Raw genomic sequence first — 18,212 nt, 5'->3', positions numbered from 1 at the left:
TAATTAAATAGAAGCTTCATCTAATAGCTGTTTTGGGAAACAGACATAATACTTGGTTACCGGCTTAGATAATGCCTTTAAATTCAGTTGGTCACTGGCTTCAATAACATCTTCTACAGTACGGTCTTTATGTAATATATGTATAGGCTCTCCCTCTTTATTGTAGGCCTGATTTTTTACCTTACCTTCAAAAACAAAATATTTTGCTTCTTTATCAGATATTCCAAGCATTCTTGTAGCGCGCTCCCTTAAGGCGTTTACCTCTTCCCTACTCGCTTTTTCAGACTGTAGTCTTATCTTTGGCAAATCGCGGTTTATAATCATTTTACAGAGTTCCCTTAGCACAAAATCATCATGAAACTGCCATGCCTTTATGGCACCCACAACATCAAAATCGTCCAGATAAGAAAACTTTTTTAAAACGTCCGGAGTAAAATCCTCTTTATTTATAGTATTCTTAATAAAAAACAACAGCGGTTCGCTGGCAGACAACACTACTCCGCTATGGGTAAGCTCCCTGGCGCGTTTTAGTATCTTGGTTAATATGAGCTCTGCAGCCACACTGGTTTTATGCAAATAGGCCTGCCAATACATAAGCCGGCGCGCCACAATAAACTTTTCTACACTGTAAATACCTTTTTCCTCTATAACCAGTTTATCGTTTTCTACGTTAAACATTTGTATAAGGCGCTCACTATTAATATTTCCTTCGGCTACACCACTGTAAAAGCTATCACGTTTAAGATAGTCCATACGATCCATATCCAGCTGGCTGGAAATGAGTTGCAGCATAAACTTACGGTGGTATTCTCCTCTGAATATTTTAATAGCAAGCGTAAGTTTACCATTAAAAGCCTCATTAAGGCTATCCATAAACATTATAGAAATATCTTCATGGCTTACACCTTCTACAATACTGTGCTCCATGGCATGGCTAAACGGCCCATGCCCTATATCGTGAAGCAAAATAGCAATGCAAAGCGCGTTTTCTTCATCGTCGCTTATCTCTACCCCTTTAAAACGCAGCACGCCTACGGTACGCTGCATTAAGTGCATACAGCCTAAGGCATGATGAAAACGTGTATGGTGTGCACCGGGGTATACAAGGTACGAAAGACCCATTTGAGAAATACGCCTTAACCTCTGAAAATAAGGATGCTGTATAAGGTCGTATAACAAAGGATTGGTTATAGAGATAAATCCGTAAATAGGATCGTTAAGTATCTTTAGCTTATTGATTTTGCTCACGCAGATAAAAAATTTTAACAAAGATATTAAACTGTTGTCTATCTGCCAACTTTCGGGTTTGTTTAACAGCTCCGTAAGATATTTAACTTCAATTATTAATACCCGTTAAACACAAGTTAAGCCAACAGCATCTACAAATAAATCAATATTTTTTCGTAACTTTAGTAAATAAATCATTTTTGCTTATGAAAGCAAACCTTTACATATCAGTCTGTTTGCTTTTGGGTGTAGCAGCGTATGCCCAAAATGACAACGTTATAGAGCGGGCAGATAACACCCCTCCTGCAGTTACGATAGCAGATGTTGAACAAAACGCGAAGGAAGCGGCGGAAAAAAACAACGATTACTATAATCCTGCCCCGACCGCAAAATCCGAAAAGCAATCAGCATCCGTACAAAAAAGTGAAAAAGAAAAAAATGCAACTACCGTGGTGGTAACCAACACTACAGTTAACGCTTCAACGAAGCCTGAAAAACAATAATAACGTTATTTTTTGTTACTTAGGTTATTGAAGGAAAGGTCTGTGAAAAGTAATTTTTGCAGGCCTTTTGTTTTAAAGAGCGTATAAATATTGGAATGACTGGTTTACGGAAACTCTTGAAAAAGGGAGATTTTATAAAAAATTTAATACAAAAACCGGCAAATAAAAGTAACTTGCATACGTTATATATTCGAACGAAAATTCTTTCATACTTATGAATGAGATAAACATACTATGGGTCGATGACGAGATTGACATGCTGAAACCCCATATCCTTTTTCTGGAAAAAAAGAACTATAAAGTAACCACTGCGAACAACGGCCAGGATGCGCTGGAACTGTTTGATGAGCAGAATTTTGATATTGTTTTCCTTGATGAAAACATGCCTGGCCTTAGCGGGCTGGAGGTACTTGCCGAAATGAAAGAAAAAAAATCATCTACCCCGGTAATTATGATTACAAAAAGCGAGGAAGAGATGATTATGGAGGAAGCGATTGGTTCTAAAATTGCCGACTACCTAATTAAGCCCGTAAATCCAAACCAAATACTGTTATCATTAAAAAAGAACCTTGATAACTCCCGACTGGTTTCCAGCAAAACAACACTGGATTACCAAAAGGAATTCAGGAAGATAGCTATGGATATGGCTATGGTACGCACCTATGAAGACTGGGTGGATATGTACAAAAGGCTTATTTTTTGGGAAATGGAGCTGGAAAACATAGAAGACCAAAGTATGGTGGAAATTTTGGAGTCTCAAAAGGTGGAAGCCAACTCTCAATTCGGGAAGTTTATAGAAAGAAATTACGAAGATTGGTTTGATCCGAAAGCAGAAAAACCGGTACTGAGCCACAACCTGTTCCGTGAACTTGTAATACCCGAAATAAAGAAAAAACAGCCAATACTATTTGTTGTTATAGATAACCTTAGGTACGACCAATGGAGGGCTTTTGAGAGCGTGGTAGGTAACCATTACAAGCTTGAAAAAGAATCCGCTTATTTTTCTATACTTCCTACGGCTACACAGTATGCGCGTAACGCTATCTTCAGCGGGCTTACCCCGCTTGAGATGGAAAAAAAATACCCGCAATACTGGAAAAACGACGTAGACGACGGAGGAAAAAATCTATATGAAGCAGAGTTCCTTACAGAGCAGCTTCGTCGCCTTGGGCTTAGCGCACTTAAACAGGAATATTATAAGATTACAAACTACAGGGACGGTAAAAAGCTGGCAGATAATTTTAAAACTTTAAAAGATAATGACATTACTACCGTAGTGTACAATTTTGTAGATATGCTTAGCCACGCCAAAACTGAAATGGACGTGGTAAAAGAACTTGCCAGTAACGATAAAGCATACAGATCGCTTACACTGAGCTGGTTTAAAAATTCGCCACTCCTGGAAATGATACAGCAAGCGCAGTCTATGGGTATGCGCCTTATCATTACCACAGACCACGGCACTATTAACGTTAAGAACCCGAGCAAGGTTATTGGCGACCGTAACACGAGCCTTAACCTACGCTATAAAACAGGGCGTAGCCTTACCTTTGAAGAGCGTGACGTTTACCATGTGAAAGACCCGAAATCAATTCAGCTTCCAGCTATAAACATGAGCAGTTCTTTTATATTTGCAAAAAATGATTTGTTCCTGGCTTACGTAAACAATTACAACCATTATGTAAGCTACTATAGAAATACTTACCAGCACGGAGGTATTTCGCTGGAAGAAATGATAGTGCCATTTTTAGTATTAAACCCTAGGTAAACAGAACTATAGACGTATGGAGATTATATTTTCGCTTGAGGAAATAGAAAACGCTGCAAAACAATTAATGGCAATGCCACCAAAAAACATACTGTTATTTCACGGCCAAATGGGAGCCGGTAAAACAACTCTTATAAAAGCACTGGCTAAACAATTAGGGGTTACCGATATAACCGGTAGCCCCACGTTTTCATTAGTAAATGAATATAGCACAATCGACGGTAAAACGGTATACCATTTTGATCTTTACCGCCTTAACAGTGAAGAAGAAGCATATGATATGGGCATAGATGAATACTTTTACAGCGGGAATGTATGTTTTATAGAATGGCCGGAAAAAACGCCAAACCTTATTCCGCTGGAACATACTGCTGTAACTATAAAAACAATGAACGATGGCAGAAGACAACTGCTTGTAAAATAATTGTAAGCCGTTTTTTTATTTTTTGTACATTGTATCAGTTTTTTTAAAACATCATGCCGATAACACCATTTACCAGACAACAGCTGCTACCCCAGGAAGAGACACTTGAAGTAATGAAACAGCGTGGGGAGCTCTTCATAGGATTACCAAAAGAAACCTCTTTTCAGGAACGCAGGATATGCCTTACGCCAGATGCAGTATCTTCACTTGTGGCGCACGGGCATCGTGTGCTTATGGAAAGTGGCGCAGGGCAAACCGCTTCATACTCTGATAAAGAATATAGCGACGCAGGAGCTGAAATCACTCATGATCCCAAAAAAGTTTTCGGTTGCCCTATTATTCTTAAAGTAGAACCACCTACAGTTAAGGAGATAGAAATGATGAATCCGGAAACATTGCTTATATCTGCCTTACAGTTAAAAACTCAAAAAGCAGAATATTTCCACGCGTTGCAGTCTAAAAAAATAACGGCACTGGCATTTGAATTCATTAAAGACATTGATGGGTCTTACCCCGCGGTAAAATCGCTAAGCGAAATAGCCGGTACTGCATCAGTACTTATAGCTGCAGAATTAATGATTAGCCAAAAACTAGGCAAAGGACTTTTGTTTGGAAACATTACAGGTGTTCCTCCTACAGAAGTGGTTATCATAGGCGCCGGTACTGCTGCCGAATTTGCTGCAAAAACCGCAATAGGTTTGGGTGCAAGTGTAAAGGTGTTTGACAATTCTATTAATAAACTACGCAGGCTACAAAACAATCTTAACCAGCGTATATTTACCAGTACCATACAGGAAAAAGCGCTATTAAAATCGTTAATGCGCTGCGATGTGGCCATAGGTGCCATGCGCGGTAAAGACCGCAGCCCGGTTATAGTAACCGAAACTATGGTAGAACGCATGAAGCGTGGCGCTGTAGTTATAGATATTTCTATAGACACCGGCGGATGTTTTGAAACCAGCGAGATTACTACCCACGAAAAGCCTACGTTTGTTAAACATAACGTTACCCATTATTGTGTGCCAAATATCCCTTCGCGTTACAGTAAAACAGCTTCACTATCCATTAGTAATATTATAAGCCCATTTTTACTACAAATGGCAGAAGACGGCGGTATTGAAAGCGCTATGCGTTGCGATGCTGGCTTAAAAAATGGTGTGTATATGTATCATGGCCGCCTTACAAATCGTGGTGTAGGCGAATGGTTTGATATTGACAGTACCGATATCAATTTGATTATGTTTTAACAATATTTTTCCCTCACTACAGTAATGTATCTAAATTTTAGATAATTTAGCCCTGAATAACCTACCAAGATTATGCAGGATGAATATTTATGGGCTGAAAACCAGGCAGAAAGGCTTACAAGTGCCAATTCAAATTTTATAGACCGTCATTACAGTGCGTTCAGTAAATTAACGCAATTACTGATTCCTGAATACTGTGATAAGCTCAATAACATAGCATACTCAGGCCTTAAGCTTATATCAAATAAAAGCTTTGGGGACCTATCTGCTAACCATGTATCACTTTTTAAAATTATCCTGAATTTTGATGGTTCACTTCCATCCTATCCTGTTCTAAACGGAGTACCATATACTGCCGTTTTTGAAGATTCTCCTGCAAAGACACTTACTGACTCTCGCGCTGAAAGTTTAAAAACAGCCATAAAAGCTACGGGTAAAATCACAGTTTTCGACAAAATTGTTGGTACCGGGTTTTTAGTGGCACCACATATGGTTATGACTAACAGACATGTAGCGCAGCTTTTAGCACAAGAAACTAAACTAGGTTGGAATTTTATTTCAGATAGCTTTATAGATTTTGAAGGCGAAACTGATAATACAATAACCAAACTTTGCAAAATCACAAAAATACTTTACGCTCCTCCTGCAAGAATAAACAGCCAAAAGATAGACCATAACAAATTAGATGTAGCCTTTTTGCAACTACAAACTGTTGATAACATGCCCGATCCGGTTAATTTTAATACATCTTGCGGCTTAGATAATGAGGACGATATATTTGCAATCGGGTTTCCGGTGCAACAGTTAAAATCACAAGATGGAGCCGACTTCATGCAGAAGTTTTTCGATCGATATCTCGGCTCAAAAAAAGTAGCACCCGGCAAAATAATAAATTGCGACTGCAACTATCCCGGTCGAAAATGCCACAGTGCCAGCACGCTTGCCGGTAACTCCGGCTCACTGATTGTAAAATCAAACTCAGAATCTATAGCGACGGCAATACACTACGGCGGCTGTATGCAACCGGTAAAAGAAAACTGGTGCCATGATATCGCCTATTTTCTAAATGATGCTACTAACGCAGAAATGCATAAGATAATAGCTGGCGCTGGTTGTAAAATCCTGTCACTTTAAATTTCTATCATACTGCCCTTATATGATTTGTATGTAATCATAAAAAAAATTGTTTTATAAATTACTTTTGGTATATTTGACCATAAGTAATTTATAGAAATGAGTTTTCTGTAACCAAACCTTACATATATTATCATGAAGTTATTTAAACCGGTAAAAAAATATCATTATTTAAAAAAAATAATGATTACTACTACATTCGCACTATCTATCTTTTTTCAGGCGGAAGCGCAGGAAAAGGCTACACGTAACATCAATATAGACTATTCTAAAACCAAAGGAACATTAAATACTCAGTTTAAAGAGTGTATTGGTGCCGGAAGAGCATATGAAGGCTTGCGTGCCGACTGGCAGGAACAGCTGGCTTACGTAACAAAAGAATGTGGCTTTAAGTATATCCGTATGCACGGCCTTCTAATAGACGACATGGCTGTGTACCGTGAGGATAAAAACGGTAATCCTGAATACAATTACCAGTATATTGACGCACTTTATGATGCGTTACTTAAAACCGGTATAAAACCGTTTGTGGAGTTGGGCTTTATGCCTTCTCCACTAGCAAGTGGCAATAAAACAATTTTTTGGTGGAAAGGAAACGTTACGCCGCCAAAAGACTATGACAAATGGGCAGGGCTTATTAAAAATCTTGTTCAGCACTTTACAGAGCGTTACGGCGAATCTGAAGTTATGAGTTGGTACTTTGAAGTGTGGAACGAGCCAAACCTTGACGGATTTTGGGCAGGTAGCCAGGAAGAATATTTTAAACTGTATAAGTATACCGCACAGGCCATAAAGAGTGTAAATCCTGCTTTTAAGGTGGGTGGGCCTGCTACCGCGGGCGCAGCTTGGATCCCGGAAATGCTGGCATATTGCAAAAAAAATAATGTGCCCATTGATTTTGCCAGCACACATTCTTACGGAGTAAAACAAGGATTTCTAGATGAATTTGGCAACTCTGGTACCGTACTGAGTAAAGACCCAATGGCCGTAAGTGGAGACATAATAAACTCGCGAAAGCAAATAAAGGCGTCTGCTTTTCCTGACATTGAACTTCATTATACAGAATGGAGTGCGTCTTACACCCCAGCAGATCCTATACATGACAGTTACCATGAAGCGGCTTACATACTCGAAAAAATAAAACAATCCGGAGATGCCGCTAATTCTATGAGCTACTGGGTATTTACAGATATATTTGAAGAAGCCGGCCCCAGGTTTAAGCCGTTCCACGGCGGTTTTGGTCTGCTTAACACCCAAGGGATAAACAAAGCGGCATTTCACTCATATAGATTACTGAATAAACTTAGCACTACAGAACTCGTAAATAAAGATACTGAATCCTGGGCCACAAAAGATAGTAACGGTGGTTTACAAATACTGTTTTGGGACTTTACAAATACCCACCCCGGCGATGCTGTAAATAACCAGGTGTATTACACAAAAGATTTACCTGCAAAAAATAAGGGGAATGCCAATGTGGTTGTGAAAAATCTTCAGGAGGGATCTTACGTTTTAGAGTTGTATAAGGTAGGCTACCGGGTAAACGACCCCTACTCTACTTACCTGGAAATGGGTGAGCCGGCTAACCTTACAAAAGCACAAACAGAGACGTTAAAAAAACTTGGAGACGGTACGCCTGTAAGTACTGAAACAGTTTTAATAGGTAAAGACGGTGTGTTTAAAAAACAGCTTTCCTTACGTGAAAATGACGTTTATCTTATAAACCTAATAAAACAGTAATACATAAGCCTCCTGTCGGAGGCTTATTTACTATGAAATATTTTCAAAAATGCGGTCTACGATTTCCTGAGTTCTATCCGGATACTGTACTGGTATTACTTTTCCGTTTACCAGCCAGTTACTCATTACGTCAGTATATTTAGGATTAAGACTTTTTATAACCGGAACGCCCATCTTTTTAAGAGCCGCCGCATTTAGCTGCTGCTCGTACTGGTTTTTCATGGGCACTACCAGCAGTTTTTTACCTAAAAATAATGCTTCTGCAGGGGTTTCAAAACCGGCACCGCACAATACCCCGGAACCCGATGCCATACTGGCTGTAAAGCCTTCATTGTCTATAGGTTGTATGGTAATGTTATTGAGTACTTTTTTCTTTTTGCAGTGTTTACTGTATACGTCCCATTTTACAGCCGGAAACGCTGAGAGCCTGTTAATAAGGGTTTTGTCATCGTATGCTGGTAAGTACACGGTGTAATGACCTTTATCTGTTACCTTTCTGTTTCTTACATGGGCACGTATAACCGGGGTAAAAATGTTATCGCCCACGGAGTAAAAATGAAACCCGTAAAATAAATCAGCGGGTGCATAATTTTTAAGGATGAGCTTCCCTTTTCTGTCTTCTTCATCGGGTAGCGGAAAGTGCTTATCTAACACTGCGCTTTGGTGGCTAAGGCCAATGCAGGTCTTATGTTTAAAATAACACGCCCAGGCACTTACAGGTTCAAAATCATTAATTACTATATCATAACCCTCTACAGGTAGCTTCCGTATACTCTTAATTAATTTTGGCAGATTTGATTTTAGTACCGTTTTAAACAAATCTACGCCGCCCTTTTTACCAAATATAAAGCTGAGGCCTGTAAGCTTATACTTAACTTTAAATGGCAGCTCAAGGTCGCCTTGGATTCCGCTAACCAAAATATCTACTTCGCCATGCTTTTGCAGGCACGGAATCACGTCCATAGCCCGGCTAAGATGTCCGTTCCCGGTACCCTGTACCGCGTATAATATCTTTAATTTATTTTCAGATTGCATAAAATCATTGGTTAGTTGTCTTGTAAAAACTCCGCAAACCATTCTCCACTGTGCTTTACGATACGTTGTTGTGTTTCAAAATCAACATAAATCAGTCCGAAACGTGTATGATACCCCTCAGCCCATTCAAAATTGTCGGTTAAGCTCCACACAAAGTACCCATCTACGCGTGCGCCTTCCTGCTTTGCTTTTAAGAGTTGGCGCAAATGGCTTTGCAAATAGTGTTTACGTTGTAAATCATACACCTTTCCATCAATTACCCTATCCGGAAAAGCAGCACCATTTTCAGTAACCAGTATCTTTTTTATTTGAGGATAGGAATTAAAATGGTTAATCATATGATATATGGATGGTGGATGTACCTCCCAACCCATGTCTGTGGTAGGTACCCTGCGCTTTTCGGCCTTTACTAATGACGCGCCCACATACGGCGTAAAAACAGACGCCTTCACCACCTCACGGGTGTAGCACTGTATGCCAATAAAATCAAAATCAAATCCCATTTTTTCAATGTCGCCCGGCTGAATGTACGGCTCCATTTTGCGAATTACCGGTAAGTCAGTGGCATCTGGGTATCCCATACCTAAAATGGGTTCTATAAAGGCGCGATTTAATAGAGTATGTACACGGTTTGCAGCAGCGATGTCTTTTTCGCGTTGTGTGTAGGGCTCTATTTGGGTACAGGAAAAAGTAGTACCTATATTAGCCTGTGGTATCGTGGCACGAAGTATACCCGCACCCGCTGCAGTGCTTAAGGTAACATGGTGTACCGCTTTAAGGTAATTAGCTAACCCGCGCCTGCCCGGTGCATGTATTCCTAAAAAGTATCCCGCTCCTGTAAATACCGATGGTTCATTCATAACCATCCAGTTTTTTACCCGATTGCCAAAGTGCTTGGCACATAACGTAACATAATCAGTAAACCAGCTAATGCTGTCGCGGTTTGTCCATCCTCCGTTAAGGTCGAGCGCATGAGGCATATCCCAGTGATAAAGCGTAACCCAGGGTTCTATGCCGTTTTCAAGCAAATGATCTATGAGTTTATTATAGTAATCAATGCCGCTTTGAGAGATTTCTCCGACACCATTTGGTAAAATCCTTGACCAACTAATAGAAAACCTGAAATTAGGGATGTTAAGTTGCTTCATCAGCGCCACATCAACATGGTAGGTATTATAAAAATCACAAGCTGTACGGGCATGATGATTCCCTTTAATACGTCCTTTCTTTTCGGTAAAAACATCCCAGATAGATGGGCCTTTGCCATCGGCGTCGTGTGCACCCTCAATTTGGAAAGCAGCGGTAGCTACACCCCACAAAAAATCTTCACCGAATTGTTCTTTAAACAATTCGGGCTCTATACGTCGTTTACTCATCAATGAAAATCTCTTGTATTAATGAATGAAAAACGACTGCATAGCCCTTAAGAATAAACGTTCTCTTAGGAATGAGATTATATTAAAAGGAAAAAGTTTCATACAAAAACAGTTTTACCAAATATAACCACAGATGTGTTACAACAACTTAAATAACAGATTAACAAAATGTTATTGAAAGTTTATAAAATAAAAAAACAGTCGCCGGAAAATAACCGGCAACTGTTTTTATACTTTTAGCGATAGCAAAAATAATAATTATATCCCTGCCACTACTTTTATTTCATCTATAACACGAATAGCAAGCGCATCTGCCTTTTCCTGCGTTTGCGCCTCGGTATAAATACGGATAATGGGCTCAGTATTACTTTTGCGCAAATGTACCCACTCGTTAGCCAAGTCAATTTTTACACCGTCTACGGTAGAGATATCTTCACTTGCGTATTTATCGGCCATAGCTACCAATATGGCATCCACATCAATTTGTGGAGTAAGTTCTATCTTATTCTTGCTCATAAAATATTGCGGATAAGAAGCCCTTAGCGCAGCCACATCTGTAATATTATTTTCAGCCAGGTACGTTAAAAACAACGCCACACCTACAAGAGCATCGCGCCCGTAGTGTGATTCCGGATAGATGATTCCCCCGTTACCTTCACCACCTATTATAGCGTGGTTGCTTTTCATTAGCTCTACAACATTTACTTCGCCTACAGCACTCGCCTCATAAGTACCATTGTGCTTTTGGGTAATATCGCGCAGCGCCCTGCTAGACGACATATTACTCACCGTATTACCGGGAGTTTTGCTCAATACATAATCGGCTACTGCAACAAGAGTGTATTCTTCTCCAAACATTTCACCATCATTACTTATAAAGGCCAGCCTGTCCACATCTGGGTCTACCACAATACCAAAATCTGCTTCTTCCTCCACAACCAGTTTACAAATATCGCCAAGGTGTTCCTTTAAAGGCTCCGGGTTGTGCGGAAAATGACCATCAGGCGTGCAGTACAAGCGTACCACTTCCACTCCCATTTGCTCCAGTAATTTAGGTATTATAATTCCTCCTGATGAATTAACACCATCTACAACTACCTTAAATTTCTTTTCTTTAACCAACTCGGCATTTACTAGTTCCAAATCCAATACTTCATCAATATGGATATCCATGTAGGCATCGTTGTGGGTAACTTCACCCAGGTTATCTACATCTGCAAAAGTAAATGCTTCAGCTTCGGCTATCTCAAGGATTTTCGCCCCATCGGCGCCGCTAAGAAACTCACCTTTTTCATTAAGTAACTTTAGTGCGTTCCATTGTTTAGGATTGTGGCTCGCTGTAAGTATAATACCGCCATCAGCTTTTTCAAGCGGAACGGCTATTTCTACGGTCGGCGTAGTACTAAGCCCAAGGTCTATAACATTAATTCCTAAACCTACAAGTGTATTTACTACAAGATTGTGTATCAAGGGGCCCGAAATACGTGCATCCCTGCCTATAACAACGGTTAATTTATCTTTATCTGAATTATTTTTTAAGAATGTACCGTAAGCAGAAGCAAATTTTACGGCATCAACAGGGGTTAAATTATCTCCGGTATTTCCGCCTATAGTACCGCGAATACCTGATATTGATTTAATTAGCGTCATTTCTGTTTTTACATTTTAAGGATAGCAAATATAAGTATTTCGAACCTTAGATTACAGAATTCAGTCAGATAAACTTTACTACAGCAACTACAAAGCTGGAACAAATTATTTATCTTCACCGCATGAATTTCCTCGCACACATATATCTTTCGGGTAACAACGACTTTATTAAAATAGGTAATTTTATTGCTGATGGCATTCATGGGCACCCGCAAGGTTTTCATCCTGAAATCATTAAAGGCATTATCATACACCGGGAAATCGACACGTTTACAGATGCCCACCCACTTTTTAGGTTAGGTACAAAACGGCTGCATGCACGCTACCATCATTACGCAGGTGTTATAATGGACATATTTTATGATCATTTCCTGGCAAAAAACTGGGATACATATTGCAACATTCCGCTAAACGTTTTTGCCCAGGATTTTTACGCCTTGCTGAATGATCAATACGAGATACTACCTGAACGCAATAAAGATATGGTTCCTCACATGACGCGCTATAACTGGTTAGTATCCTACGCTTCTTTAGAAGGTATAGACCGTACACTAAAACAAATGGATAGCCGGACAAAAATGCGTTCTGGGATGGGTAGCGCAGTAGATGAACTAAAACAATATTACAATGAATACGAAGAGGAATTTAAAGCCTTTTTCAATGAAATACAGCACCATATTAAGTTTAAACTAAACGATTTTTAATGAGTTTCACTACACAGCTTATAAGCAGTTTTACTGCAAATGCAAATGTAGAAAATGCCAAACCTATGGCGGCTTACATGAAAGATAACTTTGATTTTTTAGGCATAAAAGCCCAAGATAGAAAAGAACTTTTCAAACAAGCCTTGCAATTGAACAAAACTGAGGTGAAGGAAGACTTTAGGTCAATAGCAAAAGCGCTATACGACATGCCTGAGCGCGAATATCAGTACTGCGCGGTAGATATGCTGGTAAAGCAATGGCCGAAACACTTTGTTCAGCAGGATATTGAATTAATAGAATATTTTATCGTTACGAAGTCATGGTGGGACAGCGTGGACCCATTGGCAAAATATGTATTAGGTGGCTACCTGAAACAATTCCCGGATGAAACCGATCACGTTGTTCAGCGATTTGCCAAATCAGAAAATATGTGGATGAATCGCAGCGCCATACTATTTCAGTTAGGTTACAAAAAAGAAACAGATGCCGCCCTTTTATTCTCGCTATGCGATAACTTCAGTTATTCAAAAGAGTTCTTTATACAGAAAGCCATCGGCTGGGCGCTAAGGGAATACGCAAAAACAAATGCAAACACTGTAAGAGAATTCGTTAACACGGCAAACCTTAAACCACTTAGCGTAAGAGAAGCCTTAAAAAACATATAAAAGCCGCTTTGGTTTGTACAAATTGCAGTAAATTTGTGATTTATTACAAATCCCGAAATTCCATATTTTATAATGCAGCAAAGCTTCTCTTCTAAAGCAGGCCTGGCTATTAGGCGTAACCTGGCCCGCCTGGAAGGTTTTTTCTTTATCATGAAAAGCCTTTTATCTGAAAGGCACTTTATCTATATATCTGCTGCACTCGTGGGGCTTTCTACAGCATTTGCCGTAATTATCTTAAAGAGCTTTGCACACAACGTATTCAGGCTGGCTACGTACGTAAACGGTTACTTAAAGCTACCCTACATAAATAGTATTTTACCCATAGTAGGTATTTTACTTACCGTTTGGGTCATTAAAAAAGTTTTAAACAACCAAATAGAAAAAGGCAGTTCGCGAATTTTAGTGGCGGTGGCAAAAAAGGGAGGCATAATGCCCCGCAAACAAATGTACTCTCAGATTATAACCAGTTCCCTTACCGTAGGGCTTGGTGGTTCGGCAGGTTTAGAGTCGCCTATAACCATCACCGGGGCGGCATTCGGATCTAATTTTGCCAGAAAATACAAGCTGCATAAAAAAGACCGTATACTTATGCTGGCGTGTGGGGTTGCTGCGGGGATTGGTGCGGCGTTTAACGCTCCTATTGCAGGCGTTCTTTTTGCTATAGAAGTAGTGTTAGCCGACGTGTCTATTACCGCATTCATCCCTATAATGATAGCTGCGGCCACGGGTGCGCTTACCTCTACCATTATCCTGGATGAAGAGATATTACTTACATTTCGTCAGCGCCAGGAATTCGACTACCATAATATCATCTACTATATTATACTGGGCGTACTTGCAGGTTTTGTTTCATTATATCATGCTAAAATGTTTCAAAAAGTAGAAGGACACTTTAGCAGGCTAAAAATAGGTGGATACCGCAAAGCACTGTATGGTGCTATACCCCTGGCAGTTCTGATTTTTCTTTTCCCAACACTTTTTGGTGAAGGTTATGAGAGTATACGCATACTGAGCAGTACCAATCCTGAATCATTACTGGATAATACATTACTGGAAAATGTGAAATCAAAGGAATGGATTCTACTACTGTTTATATCCCTAACCATGCTTATAAAAGCGATAGCAACCGGCCTTACCCTTGCCAGCGGCGGAAATGGGGGAAACTTTGCACCATCGTTATTTGTAGGATCATACCTCGGATTTATTGTTGCTAAATTTTTTAACCTCATTGGCATAAGTCACCTGCCTATAGCCAATTTTACGTTAGTAGGTATGGCAGGTATACTGAGTGGGCTGTTTCATGCGCCCCTTACAGCCATATTCCTGATAGCAGAGATAACCGGGGGCTATAATCTTATGGTGCCGCTTATGTTAGTATCATCTATAAGTTTTGCCGTTTCAAAGCAGTTTGAAACCTACTCCATGGATGTAAAACACCTGGCAAATAAAGGTGACGTTTTTACTTCAGATAAAGACCGTAACGTACTAAGCAGTATAGATGTTATGGAAGTTGTTATTACAGATATCCCTACGGTTTCACCACTTGCAAAAGCAGATGATATTGTACAGCTGCTGGCTAATTCTAAATATGACCATTTTGCTGTTACTGACGATCGTAACCGGCTATTGGGAATCATTGACTTTAACATAATACGGGGGATTGTATTTAACCCATTTAAGGTAAAGTACAGCACCATGGACGAGCTTATGTCGCCAGCATCAGTAATTGCTTCAGTTGAAGATTCTGTAGCAATGATAATGGATAAATTTGAGGAAGCGCAAACCAACTATCTGCCCATACTTAAAGACGACAGGTATTATGGGTTTATTTATAAAGAGAAAGTGTTAGAAGCTTACCGCGAAAAACACAGAGAAATTGTAATAGAATAAACACCTTTAAATAAAATAGAAAGCCGCATATAGTAAACTATATGCGGCTTTTTTATATCTAAATAACGTCTTAATCCAGGCTTAAAGTTATTTGACCATCGTCTTCAAGGCTTACATGCGGCTCTGAATCGTCACCCTCTGTTATTAAAGTCTGCGGTTCCTCCTCTTCTGGCTCTTCATACGGAAGTGGGTCTAGCGTGTTTATTTCTTTAACTTTCTCTGCGGTAAGCTGGTTACCCTGAGCTTTTATACCTTTAACAGTTATAAAACTCTCAATATCTACCGTAAGAGGATCTTTTTGCACACCTTTTACCTTAGCAAAAATAACCTCGGCAACAGGCCTCCACTCAGTACTTACAAGTTCCAGTCGTGACTCGGGGTGGTCTGATATAAAGAGTTCTTCTTTATTTTCGTTCTCCACTAAGAACCGCTTTATATAATAACGCTGCTTATCTCCATCATAGTAAATAGCCGAAACAGGTTTATTAGGATTCCACTTTTCCAGTACAATCATACCGTCTTCAAAGTGCGTTGTAAGCTCAGGCACTATGGTTTTTAGTTTGCCGTTATCTGTAATTACCAGCAGGCGATCATTTGGTTTAAACTCACCCAGCAGTTCACCACGGGCATCTACATTAAGGCGCTGAACGGTATCATCAAACCAAATTCTTCTCGGCTTTAACGTACTGATCCCCTTTTCTTTGAGCTCAATCTTCTTAATAGGATATTTAGTTACTGTGTTACCCCGTGAAGCACGCCCTTTGATAGCCAAAGTGGCAAAATCAAGGTCTATTTTCAGCTTTTTAATACTACCTACCTGCCTAAGCAGTACAGTAACTACTTCAGCCTCCCCGTTAGGGTTTCCGCTAAAATAAAGCACCTGGCTTCCTGCATTACCTTGGGTAAGATCGTACACTTTATCTCTTGTAATACCCGTAACGGTAAAACGCTTTACGTAACTCGGGCCGTTTTTACCATCACGGTAAATCATGTTGTAGACCGTACGCTTGTCATTTTTGTCGAAAACAGCCACGTATATAATATCTTTACCAATAAACGTTTTTACGTCTACCTTAGAAATAATCATGCTGCCATCGCGAAGGAACACAATAACATCATCTATATCACTACAATCTGCAACGTACTCATCCTTTTTAAGTCCGGTACCCACAAAACCTTCCTCGCGGTTTACGTATAGTTTGGTATTTCGCAGAACAACTTTTGTAGCTTCAATGTTATCAAAATTCCTTATTTCAGTTTTGCGTTCGCGTCCTTTACCATATTTATCTTTAAGGTTTTGGAAATATTTTACCGCAAAATCTATAATATGTTCAAGGTTATATTTAACCTGCTCTATTTCTCCCTCTAAAGCTTCAAGTTTTTCCTGGGCTTTATCTATATCGAATTTAGAAATACGTTTAATGCGGATTTCTGTAAGCCTAACAATATCCTCCTCGGTAACGGCGCGTCGGAGGTGTTTTGTAAAAGGTTTTAACCCTTCATCAATCGCCTTTATTACACCTTCCCATGTTTCCTCCTCTTCAATAAGGCGGTAAATACGGTTTTCTATAAATATGCGCTCTAACGACAAAAAGTGCCACTGTTCCTCTAACTCCCCAAGTTCTATCTCCAGTTCACGCTTAAGAAGTTCTACGGTGCGATGCGTAGAAATACGAAGCATTTCGCTTACACCCACAAAAAAAGGTTTATGGTTCTCTATAACGCAGCCAAGTGGCGCTATAGAGGTTTCGCAGGCGGTAAACGCATATAACGCGTCTATAGTTTTATCTGGTGAAACTCCCGGTGGCAAATGGATAAGAATCTCAACGTCTGCAGCGGTGTTATCCTCTATTTTCTTAACCTTTATTTTACCCTTTTCATTTGCCTTAAGAATACTGTCTATAAGCGTGCTGGTATTAGTACTAAACGGTATTTGTGTAATAACGAGCGTACTTTTATCCAGCTGGGAAATCTTAGCACGTACACGTACACGTCCGCCACGCATACCATCATTATAGTTGGTCATGTCTGCAATACCGGCAGTAGGGAAATCAGGATATAATGTAAAAGGCTTATTTTTAAGAACCTTGATAGACGCATCTATAAGCTCAATAAAATTATGCGGCAATACCTTTGTAGATAAACCTACAGCGATACCTTCCGCACCCTGAGCCAACAATAAAGGGAACTTTACAGGCAGGTTTACAGGCTCATTCTTACGCCCGTCATAGCTTAGCTGCCACGTAGTAATCTTTGGGCTATACAACACCTCTAGGCCAAATTTACTCAGCCTTGCCTCTATGTACCTGGAAGCCGCAGCTCCATCACCGGTAAGTATGTTACCCCAGTTACCCTGTGTGTCAATCAGCAAGTCCTTCTGCCCTATCTGTACTATAGCGTCACCTATACTGGCATCGCCGTGTGGGTGGTACTGCATGGTGTGCCCCACCACGTTAGCCACTTTGTTGTAGCGGCCGTCATCCAGCTCCTTGAGCGAGTGCATAATACGACGCTGTACGGGCTTAAAACCATCTTCAATAGCAGGCACGGCCCGCTCCAAAATTACGTATGATGCGTAATCCAGGAACCAGTCCTTATACATACCGGTTACCTTGGTTATGGTATCGCCGGTTTCGGGTTCATGTTCTCCGGGGTTGTAATGGGCTTCGCCTCGTTCTAAAGGCTCAAGATGTTCTTCGTCCATGTATTCCTCCTGTGTTTATTTAGGTCGAAAATCTTAGTGTTTATACTATAAAACTCGATTTCTACAAATATAATAATTATGGCTTTAAATAAGAAACAGAGACAGGTACTGTTTAGTAAAAAACAAAAAAAATCCCGTAAGAAAC

General features: G+C 40.0%; 14 protein-coding genes. 9 read left to right on the top strand and 5 right to left on the bottom strand.

The features are described from left to right. Positions 1–3 precede the first annotated feature (3 nt). The gene (locus ACLI08_RS09415; RefSeq protein ID WP_411428233.1) at positions 4–1,248 is read right to left on the bottom strand and encodes an HD domain-containing protein; all 1,245 of its coding nucleotides are present in this window, start codon (positions 1,246–1,248) and stop codon (positions 4–6) included. Between the two features lie 185 nt (positions 1,249–1,433). Between ACLI08_RS09415 and ACLI08_RS09410 the strand changes: the two genes are divergently transcribed. From ACLI08_RS09410 to ACLI08_RS09385, 6 genes are all read left to right on the top strand, one after another. Beyond that, positions 1,434–1,730, top strand: coding sequence for a hypothetical protein (locus tag ACLI08_RS09410; RefSeq protein WP_411428232.1), 297 nt, complete (start codon positions 1,434–1,436; stop codon positions 1,728–1,730). 214 nt (positions 1,731–1,944) lie between these two features. Continuing rightward, a complete protein-coding gene (locus tag ACLI08_RS09405; RefSeq protein WP_411428231.1) occupies positions 1,945–3,498 on the top strand; it encodes a response regulator in 1,554 nt (517 codons plus the stop codon). A gap of 16 nt (positions 3,499–3,514) precedes the next feature. Continuing rightward, entirely contained in the window at positions 3,515–3,922 is a 408-nt protein-coding gene (gene tsaE / locus ACLI08_RS09400; RefSeq protein WP_411428230.1) for a tRNA (adenosine(37)-N6)-threonylcarbamoyltransferase complex ATPase subunit type 1 TsaE, read from the top strand. Positions 3,923–3,975: 53 nt separating this feature from the next. Continuing rightward, entirely contained in the window at positions 3,976–5,169 is a 1,194-nt protein-coding gene (locus ACLI08_RS09395; protein WP_411428229.1) for an alanine dehydrogenase, read from the top strand. A 72-nt stretch (positions 5,170–5,241) separates the two neighbouring features. Then, complete coding sequence (locus tag ACLI08_RS09390) at positions 5,242–6,303, top strand: serine protease (protein WP_411428228.1); 1,062 nt, start codon at positions 5,242–5,244, stop codon at positions 6,301–6,303. Between the two features lie 135 nt (positions 6,304–6,438). Beyond that, on the top strand, positions 6,439–8,043 hold the full coding sequence (locus tag ACLI08_RS09385; RefSeq protein WP_411428227.1) for a GH39 family glycosyl hydrolase: 1,605 nt from the start codon (positions 6,439–6,441) through the stop codon (positions 8,041–8,043). A gap of 30 nt (positions 8,044–8,073) precedes the next feature. Here the strand turns inward: ACLI08_RS09385 and ACLI08_RS09380 are convergent, their stop codons facing one another. From ACLI08_RS09380 to glmM, 3 genes are all read right to left on the bottom strand, one after another. Then, positions 8,074–9,078 (bottom strand): glycosyltransferase family protein, encoded by a 1,005-nt coding sequence (locus ACLI08_RS09380; RefSeq protein WP_411428226.1) that lies wholly within the window; start codon positions 9,076–9,078, stop codon positions 8,074–8,076. Positions 9,079–9,089: 11 nt separating this feature from the next. Then, positions 9,090–10,454: a GH1 family beta-glucosidase gene (locus ACLI08_RS09375; protein ID WP_411428225.1), complete on the bottom strand. Its 1,365-nt coding sequence runs from the start codon at positions 10,452–10,454 to the stop codon at positions 9,090–9,092. A gap of 258 nt (positions 10,455–10,712) precedes the next feature. Then, positions 10,713–12,104, bottom strand: coding sequence for a phosphoglucosamine mutase (glmM, locus tag ACLI08_RS09370; RefSeq protein WP_411428224.1), 1,392 nt, complete (start codon positions 12,102–12,104; stop codon positions 10,713–10,715). Between the two features lie 122 nt (positions 12,105–12,226). Here glmM and ACLI08_RS09365 point away from each other — a divergent pair, with 122 nt between their 5' ends. The 3 genes from ACLI08_RS09365 to ACLI08_RS09355 all read left to right on the top strand — a co-directional run bounded on the left by ACLI08_RS09365 (position 12,227) and on the right by ACLI08_RS09355 (position 15,363). Beyond that, positions 12,227–12,808, top strand: coding sequence for an ACP phosphodiesterase (locus ACLI08_RS09365; RefSeq protein ID WP_411428223.1), 582 nt, complete (start codon positions 12,227–12,229; stop codon positions 12,806–12,808). Continuing rightward, a complete protein-coding gene (locus ACLI08_RS09360; protein ID WP_411428222.1) occupies positions 12,808–13,473 on the top strand; it encodes a DNA alkylation repair protein in 666 nt (221 codons plus the stop codon). The genes ACLI08_RS09365 and ACLI08_RS09360 overlap by 1 nt, the downstream gene beginning before the upstream one ends. A 72-nt stretch (positions 13,474–13,545) precedes the next feature. Beyond that, on the top strand, positions 13,546–15,363 hold the full coding sequence (locus ACLI08_RS09355; protein WP_411428221.1) for a chloride channel protein: 1,818 nt from the start codon (positions 13,546–13,548) through the stop codon (positions 15,361–15,363). Between the two features lie 70 nt (positions 15,364–15,433). Here the strand turns inward: ACLI08_RS09355 and ACLI08_RS09350 are convergent, their stop codons facing one another. Continuing rightward, positions 15,434–18,067 carry a DNA gyrase/topoisomerase IV subunit A gene (locus tag ACLI08_RS09350; RefSeq protein WP_411428220.1) on the bottom strand — a complete coding sequence of 878 codons (2,634 nt, stop codon included), beginning with the start codon at positions 18,065–18,067 and terminating at the stop codon, positions 15,434–15,436. Positions 18,068–18,212 lie beyond the last annotated feature (145 nt).

This window comes from Flavobacterium sp. RNTU_13 (assembly GCF_046614455.1).
GTDB lineage: Bacteria > Bacteroidota > Bacteroidia > Flavobacteriales > Flavobacteriaceae > Flavobacterium.
This window is presented reverse-complemented; position numbering and strand designations above follow the sequence as displayed.

Coding starts and splice junctions, on each gene's coding strand:
- ACLI08_RS09410 (WP_411428232.1), top strand. CDS start 1,434: ATGAAAGCAAACCTTTACATATCAGTCTGTTTGCTTTTGGGTGTAGCA.
- ACLI08_RS09405 (WP_411428231.1), top strand. CDS start 1,945: ATGAATGAGATAAACATACTATGGGTCGATGACGAGATTGACATGCTG.
- tsaE (WP_411428230.1), top strand. CDS start 3,515: ATGGAGATTATATTTTCGCTTGAGGAAATAGAAAACGCTGCAAAACAA.
- ACLI08_RS09395 (WP_411428229.1), top strand. CDS start 3,976: ATGCCGATAACACCATTTACCAGACAACAGCTGCTACCCCAGGAAGAG.
- ACLI08_RS09390 (WP_411428228.1), top strand. CDS start 5,242: ATGCAGGATGAATATTTATGGGCTGAAAACCAGGCAGAAAGGCTTACA.
- ACLI08_RS09385 (WP_411428227.1), top strand. CDS start 6,439: ATGAAGTTATTTAAACCGGTAAAAAAATATCATTATTTAAAAAAAATA.
- ACLI08_RS09380 (WP_411428226.1), bottom strand. CDS start 9,078: ATGCAATCTGAAAATAAATTAAAGATATTATACGCGGTACAGGGTACC.
- ACLI08_RS09375 (WP_411428225.1), bottom strand. CDS start 10,454: ATGAGTAAACGACGTATAGAGCCCGAATTGTTTAAAGAACAATTCGGT.
- glmM (WP_411428224.1), bottom strand. CDS start 12,104: ATGACGCTAATTAAATCAATATCAGGTATTCGCGGTACTATAGGCGGA.
- ACLI08_RS09365 (WP_411428223.1), top strand. CDS start 12,227: ATGAATTTCCTCGCACACATATATCTTTCGGGTAACAACGACTTTATT.
- ACLI08_RS09360 (WP_411428222.1), top strand. CDS start 12,808: ATGAGTTTCACTACACAGCTTATAAGCAGTTTTACTGCAAATGCAAAT.
- ACLI08_RS09355 (WP_411428221.1), top strand. CDS start 13,546: ATGCAGCAAAGCTTCTCTTCTAAAGCAGGCCTGGCTATTAGGCGTAAC.
- ACLI08_RS09350 (WP_411428220.1), bottom strand. CDS start 18,067: ATGGACGAAGAACATCTTGAGCCTTTAGAACGAGGCGAAGCCCATTAC.